The organism is Geomonas paludis, from assembly GCF_014193585.1.
Lineage (GTDB): Bacteria > Desulfobacterota > Desulfuromonadia > Geobacterales > Geobacteraceae > Geomonas > Geomonas paludis.
Genome location: NZ_BLXY01000022.1, coordinates 25,088 through 33,262, shown reverse-complemented (window position 1 = coordinate 33,262; position 8,175 = coordinate 25,088). Strand labels below are relative to the sequence as shown.

General features: G+C 51.9%; 9 protein-coding genes and 1 pseudogene. All 10 read right to left on the bottom strand.

What is annotated here, in order from left to right; translation table 11 throughout:
• Window positions 1–416 precede the first annotated feature (416 nt).
• The 10 genes and pseudogenes from H7687_RS21375 to H7687_RS21330 all read right to left on the bottom strand — a co-directional run bounded on the left by H7687_RS21375 (window position 417) and on the right by H7687_RS21330 (window position 8,043).
• The gene (locus H7687_RS21375) at window positions 417–1,088 is read right to left on the bottom strand and encodes a hypothetical protein (RefSeq protein WP_183351239.1); all 672 of its coding nucleotides are present in this window, start codon (window positions 1,086–1,088) and stop codon (window positions 417–419) included.
• Window positions 1,089–1,306: 218 nt separating this feature from the next.
• Window positions 1,307–1,750 carry a DUF2442 domain-containing protein gene (locus H7687_RS21370; protein ID WP_183351237.1) on the bottom strand — a complete coding sequence of 148 codons (444 nt, stop codon included), beginning with the start codon at window positions 1,748–1,750 and terminating at the stop codon, window positions 1,307–1,309.
• Between the two features lie 5 nt (window positions 1,751–1,755).
• A complete protein-coding gene (locus H7687_RS22235; protein WP_183351235.1) occupies window positions 1,756–1,986 on the bottom strand; it encodes a DUF4160 domain-containing protein in 231 nt (76 codons plus the stop codon).
• Between the two features lie 47 nt (window positions 1,987–2,033).
• The gene (locus H7687_RS21360; RefSeq protein ID WP_183351233.1) at window positions 2,034–2,660 is read right to left on the bottom strand and encodes a LysE family translocator; all 627 of its coding nucleotides are present in this window, start codon (window positions 2,658–2,660) and stop codon (window positions 2,034–2,036) included.
• A 96-nt stretch (window positions 2,661–2,756) separates the two neighbouring features.
• On the bottom strand, window positions 2,757–3,632 hold the full coding sequence (locus H7687_RS21355) for an AraC family transcriptional regulator (RefSeq protein ID WP_183351231.1): 876 nt from the start codon (window positions 3,630–3,632) through the stop codon (window positions 2,757–2,759).
• 133 nt (window positions 3,633–3,765) lie between these two features.
• On the bottom strand, window positions 3,766–4,143 hold the full coding sequence (locus H7687_RS21350; RefSeq protein WP_183351229.1) for a VOC family protein: 378 nt from the start codon (window positions 4,141–4,143) through the stop codon (window positions 3,766–3,768).
• Window positions 4,144–4,318: 175 nt separating this feature from the next.
• On the bottom strand, window positions 4,319–5,290 hold the full coding sequence (locus tag H7687_RS21345; protein WP_183351227.1) for an NHL repeat-containing protein: 972 nt from the start codon (window positions 5,288–5,290) through the stop codon (window positions 4,319–4,321).
• A gap of 122 nt (window positions 5,291–5,412) precedes the next feature.
• Window positions 5,413–5,820, bottom strand: a complete 408-nt coding sequence (locus tag H7687_RS21340; protein WP_183351225.1) for a hypothetical protein — start codon at window positions 5,818–5,820, stop codon at window positions 5,413–5,415.
• Between the two features lie 145 nt (window positions 5,821–5,965).
• Window positions 5,966–6,700 (bottom strand): annotated as a pseudogene (locus H7687_RS21335) (IS1595 family transposase); the annotation flags it as partial.
• A gap of 194 nt (window positions 6,701–6,894) precedes the next feature.
• Complete coding sequence (locus H7687_RS21330) at window positions 6,895–8,043, bottom strand: GTP pyrophosphokinase (protein WP_183351220.1); 1,149 nt, start codon at window positions 8,041–8,043, stop codon at window positions 6,895–6,897.
• Between the last annotated feature and the right edge of the window lie 132 nt (window positions 8,044–8,175).

The following is an 8,175-nucleotide window of genomic DNA, read 5'->3' as shown; positions in this document are numbered from 1 at the left end:
ATCCTTCATGGACACCTCCAACGTGGTTTCGGTGTCCACAGGATTACGCGATGGCTATTCGATTGTCAGAGAACTTTGTCTACGATGTGGTGGCACTTATTTGTGTCCACGATGTCGTGGCACTCAACAGTTAAGCACTACTGAGTTGGTTTTAAACGCAGGTCTGCGAGTGTTTTGCATATGTTTATGGGGGAGTTTCTCTTTCGGAGTTCGAAAAGCTTTAACCAAATCGCAATTCCTGGAACCACGACAATACAGCCCACGCTGCGGAACCGTTGCTCGGCGTCCCCCCCTTGTGAAAGGGGGGTCAGGGGGGATTTGCTTAGATTAAAGCCTTGGATGTGGAAGCAGGAAGGAGTTGCAGCTTCAGCCTGCCGTCATGCCGGCAGGCCGAAGCAAGGAGAGAGGGAAAAGGCTTATAACACGATGATGGATACCGGCTGCGACCATGGTCCCGGCCCCTCAGGGCGATCGGTCCTCATCCTGACATAGTATTTGTTGGCGGGTTCCAGGTTCCTCTGCACGATCTTGGTGCAGGTATTGTAATGCCCCCCCGGGTTGAACCAACTCGCTTCCGAGGTCGGCTCCCCTTTGCATAGGTTGATGAGGTACGGCCCGCCGTTGCGGACATGGGTTCCGATAATGGTAATTGCACCGGACTCGTTTCTCACACGCCTCAGCTCCAGTCGTATCTCAACCTGATGCGGAGACTGCGACCTCTTGGAACTCTTCTGGTGACTTTCTTTGAGCGGCAGGTTCAACGTGTGAAGGATGCTAGGGTCCTTCTTGTGGATGGCGATGGTCTTCATGTAGCTGACCGATGAATGGATGTCCAGTTCGGAGAGATCCCGTACCGCTTGCCGCTGCTCCTTGAGCAGAACGTCCCCCCGGTCGGCGCCGATGCTGAGTTCCTTCATGGTTGCCACGTGATCCCTGAACCTCTGCCCGGGATGAATGTGCGCCGGTCGGTTATCGTTGTAGAGCTGGTTGGCGTCCAGGGCGTCCGCCAAGTTGTGGAGCGTCACGAAGTATTGCGGGAAAGGCTGCTTTCGGAAATTCAATTCCACGGAATCGTACTTCTCAGGCATAGACACCTCCCTTTCAGATTTATTAGCGAGTGCTAATATATCGAATCCCGCAGGCGTGTCAAGAAACGGATTACCGCCTTTGAGCTTTTCTCCATAGTCGTCGCACCGGCAGGACCAACTCCGCCTCCGGCCGACGTCCTCCCGTCCCGAAATGAAAAAGGCTCCGGCCAACTCATAACGAGCGGACCGAAGCCCAGGACTTTTGCCACCAGTATTGTTTACGCCGCGCTCTGCAGTCGAAGGGTCTCCCACCCGATGCAAGCAAGCCGGATGTAGATGGGAATTGGCTTGTGACCACCGTGGTAGTACACGATCGTCCGGCGGGTAATGCCGAGCGCCTTGGCGGCGGCTCCCAGGGAAAGACCGTTCCGCTCCATCCAGGCGTTGAAGTCGGTCACGGGATAGGCAAGTCCCGCCTGCTCCTTCCCAAGCCGATATAGGGTATCCGCATCGATGCCGAGTTCGCCGTCACCCCACTCGATTCCGTGCCCCCACTCCTCCACCTGTGCGCTCTCGAAAAACTCAGGGTCCCGAAGTTTCTCGTACCCCGGTGAGTCAAGGTATTCGGCGACATCGACCGTGGTGTGCTTGCCAGAGCGCCAAGAAACGGTTACCTGCGACGGCGCCTCGGCGGTGACTGATGTGATCATCTGTTGAGCCATAAACACTATCCTTGATTCAGCTTTTGCCACTCGTCCCAGATCCGCGCCCTGTTAACCCGAGCCCACGCACGTGCTTCCAACAGAATATCCCTCGGCGGGATCCCGACCAGAACTTCAAGGGTATCGATCGAAATTGAGGCTCGCCCCTCTGGCCAGCGCAGATGGAAATGCGGGATGCCATGTTCCCGGCCGAAAACTTCGATTTTCCAGTTCCGGTTGTGATGAAGACGGGTCATGCTAGGTCAGTATAGGGAAAAGTATTCCCCATGTCAAATAGGCGCAACTACCGCAACAGCAGCACCGCCCCGAGGAGGAGCAGCGCTCCTCCCGAGCCCTTTTCGATCCAGTGCGCATGACGGTCGAGGCGGTATCTCACCTTTTCGCTCCCCGCCAAGCGCGCTATCAACAGATCCCAAAAGAAGACGGCGCCAACCATCCACAAGCCGTAGCCGACCTGGATCGTCTGCGGCGTCTCGCGGCTCACGATGACGGTGAAGAGGCTTAAGTAGAAGACGGCGTTTTTCGGGTTGAGGATGGCCGAGAGGAATCCTGCTGCGAACTGCCTGCGGCGGGTGGTGCCGCCACTTTCCGCCTCCGCCGGAAGCGATGAACCGACCGGGCGTTGTGACGGCTTCAGCAGCATGAGCCCCAGGTACAGCAGGTAAAGGGCGCCGGCCGTCCTGATGGCCGTGAAGAGCAGCGGGGTTTGCTTGATAAAGGCGAACCCGGTGAGGGCAAGGAGGATGTAGGCGCCGTTTGCCGCGGCGATGCCGGCGCAAAGAGCCGCTGCCCGCGCAGCCCCCTCCCTGACGGAAGTTCCCACGATAAGAAAGAAGTCCGGCCCCGGACTGATCAGGGCCAGGAAATGCGCCGTCGCCAGCGCTGCGAACTCGACAAGATACTTTGACACGCTGCCTCCAAACTTTTTGCAGGAGGTTAGCGCGGATTGGGACTTTAAATATTGTAGGAAATTGACTTATTTCCCCCCTCCCCTCGCGGGAGGGGGTTAGGGGGTGGGGGTAGGTGCCACATTTGCAGTATTGGCAAGATAACCGACAGCGCCAGGTCTGAGCTGGTACTGGCGGGGAGTTGCAGCGACGAGGCGCCGGAAGGTCTTATGGAAATGGCTTTGATCGGCGAACCCCGTCTCCGCCGCAACGCTGGCAGGGGGCATCCCCTCGAGCAGCAGCCGTTTCGCCTCTTCGATGCGGGCGTTGAGCATGAAAGCGTGGGGAGGGAGACCCACCGCCTGCTTGAAAGTGCGCAGCAAGTGATAGGGGTTGCAGCGAAAAATGACGGCAAGCTCCTGCAGCGTGATATTCAGATCCGCGTGCTGCTCCAGGTACTCCTTGACCTCCGGGATGATCCCCGCCCGCTCCTTGCCGGGAGCCGGAAGTTGCCGGTTGCAGGTACTGACAAAAAGTTCGCTCGCGAATTGCGTTGCCCGCTCGGTCTTTTCCAAAGGAAGGGCATCGCCCGCCAGAAGTTCAGTGAGTTCGAGGAAGGATGCGTAGAGTGCGTCGCTCTCCAGCAGAAACTGCGCGGGCGGGATGAAGTCTCCCTGCCTGCCGAACAACTCCTCTTGGAGGGAACAGCACCACGTTGTGTCGAAGAAGGCCATCCGGTACGAGCGGGTTCCCCCTTCCGGAGGATTGCAGCTGTGCACGGTTTCCGGCGGGATGACCGCCAAGAGCCCGGGCGACAAGACGCAGGTCTCGTTCCTCACCGTCATCACCGCCTTACCTTCCGTGACCGCGCCGACGCAGAACTCCCTGTGACAGTGCGCCTTGTAACTCTCCGCGCTCCGCCAACTGCACCTCACTGCGACGATCGGCACACTGGAGTCATTCCAGAAGGTATGGACGGGTTTTGTTTCAGGCATCACTCAGCTCATCAAAGGACATCGTTGCGTCAGATTAGAGACAGGCCCCAAAGATTGGTAGTTACGAAAACGACCGGCCCGGCAAGCTCGACTTCAGGTTACAGCTACCAGTTCAAACGTTGAGCGGCTGCTTTTACAGGTAATTGGATATTTCTATCAGATTACCGTCAGGGTCCCGGAAATAGATTGAATTTATCGGGCCGGTGGCACCGGTCCTTTTTATCGGGCCTTCTTCGATCGCCACGCCGCAAGATAACAGATGCTTTTCCACCTCGGCAATGGCAATGCTGCTGATCAGGCAAATATCTTGGCAACCTGGCGCTGGAGCTTTTGCTTTGGGCTCGAATTCATTGCCAAACTGGTGCAGGTTTATCTTCTGCGCCCCGAAGCAAAGGGCCTTACGCCCCTCACCGAAAGTTTCCACTCTCATCCCCAATACCCGCTCATAGAAAGCACAAGTTACTGCCACATCCTTCACCGTAAAAACGATGTGATCGATCCGGTCAATCATGGAATACCTCCATAGAGGATCTGAGTGTCAGAGGGCATAAGATTAGTGTCTCCAATTTGTATGTGACATGGACGGGGCTGGCGTCAGGATGGCGCAGTTGCATTCAAGGCTGGATATATAACATACCGTACCTCAGCGCTCTTACTTGTCCCCTGCAGCCAAAGTCATGTATCCTTCATTTGCTCATGTCTTGCCCTGGCAGGGGGACGGAATTACCGGTGCCGATGGCGGTCGGGTCAAGTCTCATGATCCACGTTATGCGCGGATTACCGCTCTCTTTGCTCCCGTGGGTAAACGCCCAAAAGGTTCCCATTCCAGATGCAACAGCATAGACCGGACTGCCCAGAGTGGCAGTCGCTTGCTTCAGCATTTTCTTCTGCTCGCTTAAAATACTGCGGTAGGCAGCCTTACCGGAAATGGCATCTTCCCGATTAGCAAAAGAATTCAGGACCTTGTTTGTTTCGGGGTCGATACGAAATATCGCCCCATCCTTAAAGGAAACCCAAACATAGCCATCAACAATTTCAATGCGGCCACCTAGATCCGGCCAGTATGGAATTTTCTCTATAGGAAGCCTTATTACTTTAACTATGGCGTTATTCTTAGGATCTATCTTGAAAAGAGCCAGGTGTTTGATGCTCATCGTTATGTTGATAAATTTCTCCACACGTTCCGCCGCTAGGACCCATACGCCTCCAAAGCCAGTTGCAACTGCAACGGGGTTGCGCGGGATCTCGATCGACGCGACTATTGCGCCGGTACTGGGGTCGATACGATGAAGCTTTTGCCCTCCAAGGCCTTCGCCAAGCCATATCGAATCAAAACCGGTAGCCAGTGCCGCATCTGCAAACCCGTCGACAGCATAAAGATCGACAAAACGATTGTACTGCAGATCGATTTTGGCGAACCGGTTGACAGGGAGTCCTCGCCTAGTTGGCGCTGCGAACACGATCCAAAGGTTGTCTTTGGTGAAAGCGTAAGAATCAACATTGCCGACGACAGCCAAGCTGCCAATCACGCCAGGCAAGCTTGATGAGCGCATATCCAAGACCGCTCGTCGATATCGCCAATCGAGTTCGGGCGGTACACAACCACTAACTGCGAAAGTCGTCAAAAGAAGCGCGACAGCGATCCTGACATAGGCCATGACGCGTTACTCCTTTCAAAAGAGAGCATGGGTAATTTGATGGGCGTCCCACTGTTGCCACTGTTGCCCGTGTCAAAGCCCCCCCTCAGATCATGTCAAAAAACATGGGGACGCTCATGATTTTATGCGATTCTTCTAGAACTGCCATCAGAGAAACGCATAATTTCATGGGCGTCCCCCTGCTGCTTAAATTGCCTCATTTCTTCAACTACTAATTTCAGTTGGCTTTCAGCGCTAGTAAGTCCTGAATCTCCAACATCTATAATCAGCATTTCATTACCAGTCTTTAATTCCGAGATCACAAATCGGCCATGTTTAATCTTGTCATGAAAAACATCAAAATAGCCGTGATAAGTTCCTGTAAATAAGTAGCACGCGTCGTTTTTTTCACGAGTTAAGGAATAACCATCTTTTTGAAGCAAGTCATACAGAATATCAGCAAGTTCCAATCTATCTGGCGTGAACTGAATCAACATATTATTCTTGGACGACACCTTGGAATTGTTTTTTGAATATATTACAGGAGTCATCGCACATCCTGTCATAAATAACACGAATATAATTAGTGAAGCTATCTTTCTACAGATCATCGGAACCTGCCCTTGTTATTATTTATTGTAAATGGGAGACATACGGACCCCCATTATTTTATGCGATTCTTCCAGAACTGCCGTCAGAGAAACGCATAATTTCATGGGCGTCCCCCTGGTGTCCAACTACTTCAAACGAATGCGTGCATCCTGATGCTACCACAGCTCTGAAAGAGGATAAGCCGTCGGTAATGACTGTGCTTGATTCTGACAATGATGTAGAAGCCCATGTCGCTATCTCTGCAAAGTTTAGTGCCTTCACTGGCGAGAACACGGCACGTTTAGGATGTCCTTGCGAGTTGGTTTCTACAGCAGCGATAAAAGGAATTTTGTTCTCTGATCCGCGACCACCTTTGCCTTCATGTCGGCCACCCAGGTATGCATCATCTACCTCGACCCGGCCGGAAAGAACAGTTGCAGCTTCTCTCTCGCACATGACCTGCATCAGTTTGTGCTTCATGCGCCAGGCGGTGCGGTAGCAGATGCCAAGTAGACGTGTTAGCTCCAAGGCGGATACGTTGTTCTTTGTTTGAGTCAGGAAGTACATTGCTTGAAACCAGATCGTCAGAGGCAGTTTTGACGAATGAAAGATGGTTCCGCTAGTCACTGTAGTCTGGCTATGACAACTCTTGCACTGGAAGGTCTTTAACTTGCGATGCCACACAACGCTATAACGCGAGCTGCCGCAAGCTAGACAGAGAAATCCATTCGGCCATCGCATCTGCTGGAGTGCGGTAACGCATTGCTCTTCTGTGCCGAAATCGCGGAGGAAATCCGGTAAGCTAAGGCCCTTCTGAAACTGGATTCGATTCTGCGCCATGTCTGACTCCTTGTAAGGGTTATCATTCATGGCGATCCTACCGAGAAGGTGCGACAGAAAACGTCTTAAAATGCATGCTGCTGAAGATTAGCGCTAATCGGCTAATTTCATGGACGTCCCCTTGCTGCCCTGATAATGCTTCCACGTGTCCCTCTGCTCCCCTCGTTCCACTACCTCCCGCCTGTATACTGGCTCTATTTTTTTAGAGACATGGAGTCGATAACATTCGCAACGACGTCTTTGCCCCAGCCTTTTTTCAGCAAAACTTTCGCATTAAATGATTTCGGGCAAGCAAACATTACTGCCAATTGCACGAACCACGGCTTTGTCCCATACCACTGGGTGTCGTTCGCAATTATTAGCCGTCTAAAAAATTTTGAAAGAGAGTCAAGATCTTTACTGCAGACTTCATCCAGCTTAGAAATGGATGAAATTCCTGCTTGGTTACAGGCCCAGGCAAGGCCTGAAAATGGATCTTCTGTGTCATCTAACGAATCATAAACCTCTTCATCTGGGAATTGGAACCCAGCGTTGAGGGCAAGTTGAGTAATTTTTGCACCGACTTCAGAGGCCTCTATGTACTGTTTAAGCGAGTCACCATCAACTGTAATTTCTAAGTTGCCGGCACTTAGGGCCGTCGCCACGTTTGCAGAAATTTCCGTGCCTCGTTTTTTAATGCCAGTAAATTCTTCGTCTGCTAACTCCAACAGACCAGAAACGCGGAATAACTTTCTTGCTAGTTCAATTGGAACTTCCTCGTTGTTTTTGTACTGAAGCGCATGTGATATTGCAGCCCATGCATGCTGGAGTACAGTTCTGACTTGTATTTCTGCTTTTATTGAAGAAAAGGTTTGCCATTCAGGAAGAGATGAACGGCTTTCTTTCAAACTAATAATGTAATGATGTGAGCGATACCCAAACTCATTTGGCTTCAACAGCGATCCTCGATCTGAGGAATTATCTAAATCAACTACAAATTCTTTTTCAAGCAAATCTCCAACGCGCATGAGATCGTCAACATAGTAAACGATCACACGAATTCCACACAAATCTGTAATTTGGTGAATGGGGTCATTATATTTCTTTTCAGGTTTAAGCATTTTTTGTTGAAAACTTTCTACTTCCTTAGTTCTACTTTCAATTGCATGTATCTTAATTTTGTAACCTACAAGAAGCGTTTTTATAAGTTCAGATAATCTCGCAGTATAATGTTCGTACGTTGGTCTTTTTTTTCTATAATCTTCAGCGTAGTCAATCATTTTGTTATTTCCCTTTTTTACCGCCAACGCCTGGATGAGCCCCGGAGCACCTCGGCTCTCATCCGCTTTTGCCCCCTTCCGCAAGCCGCGGAGAGGGCTCCTGCCCGTCTGGTTGGCGCTCGTTTTCGTCGACTGGTCTTGGCTCAACTCACCCTATAGGCAACCTTCAGTCAGCCTAATCCGCCCTCATGCACTCTCATGTATGTTCGTGCGCTT

Coding starts and splice junctions, on each gene's coding strand:
- H7687_RS21375 (WP_183351239.1), bottom strand. CDS start 1,088: ATGCCTGAGAAGTACGATTCCGTGGAATTGAATTTCCGAAAGCAGCCT.
- H7687_RS21370 (WP_183351237.1), bottom strand. CDS start 1,750: ATGGCTCAACAGATGATCACATCAGTCACCGCCGAGGCGCCGTCGCAG.
- H7687_RS22235 (WP_183351235.1), bottom strand. CDS start 1,986: ATGACCCGTCTTCATCACAACCGGAACTGGAAAATCGAAGTTTTCGGC.
- H7687_RS21355 (WP_183351231.1), bottom strand. CDS start 3,632: ATGCCTGAAACAAAACCCGTCCATACCTTCTGGAATGACTCCAGTGTG.
- H7687_RS21350 (WP_183351229.1), bottom strand. CDS start 4,143: ATGATTGACCGGATCGATCACATCGTTTTTACGGTGAAGGATGTGGCA.
- H7687_RS21345 (WP_183351227.1), bottom strand. CDS start 5,290: ATGGCCTATGTCAGGATCGCTGTCGCGCTTCTTTTGACGACTTTCGCA.
- H7687_RS21340 (WP_183351225.1), bottom strand. CDS start 5,820: ATGACTCCTGTAATATATTCAAAAAACAATTCCAAGGTGTCGTCCAAG.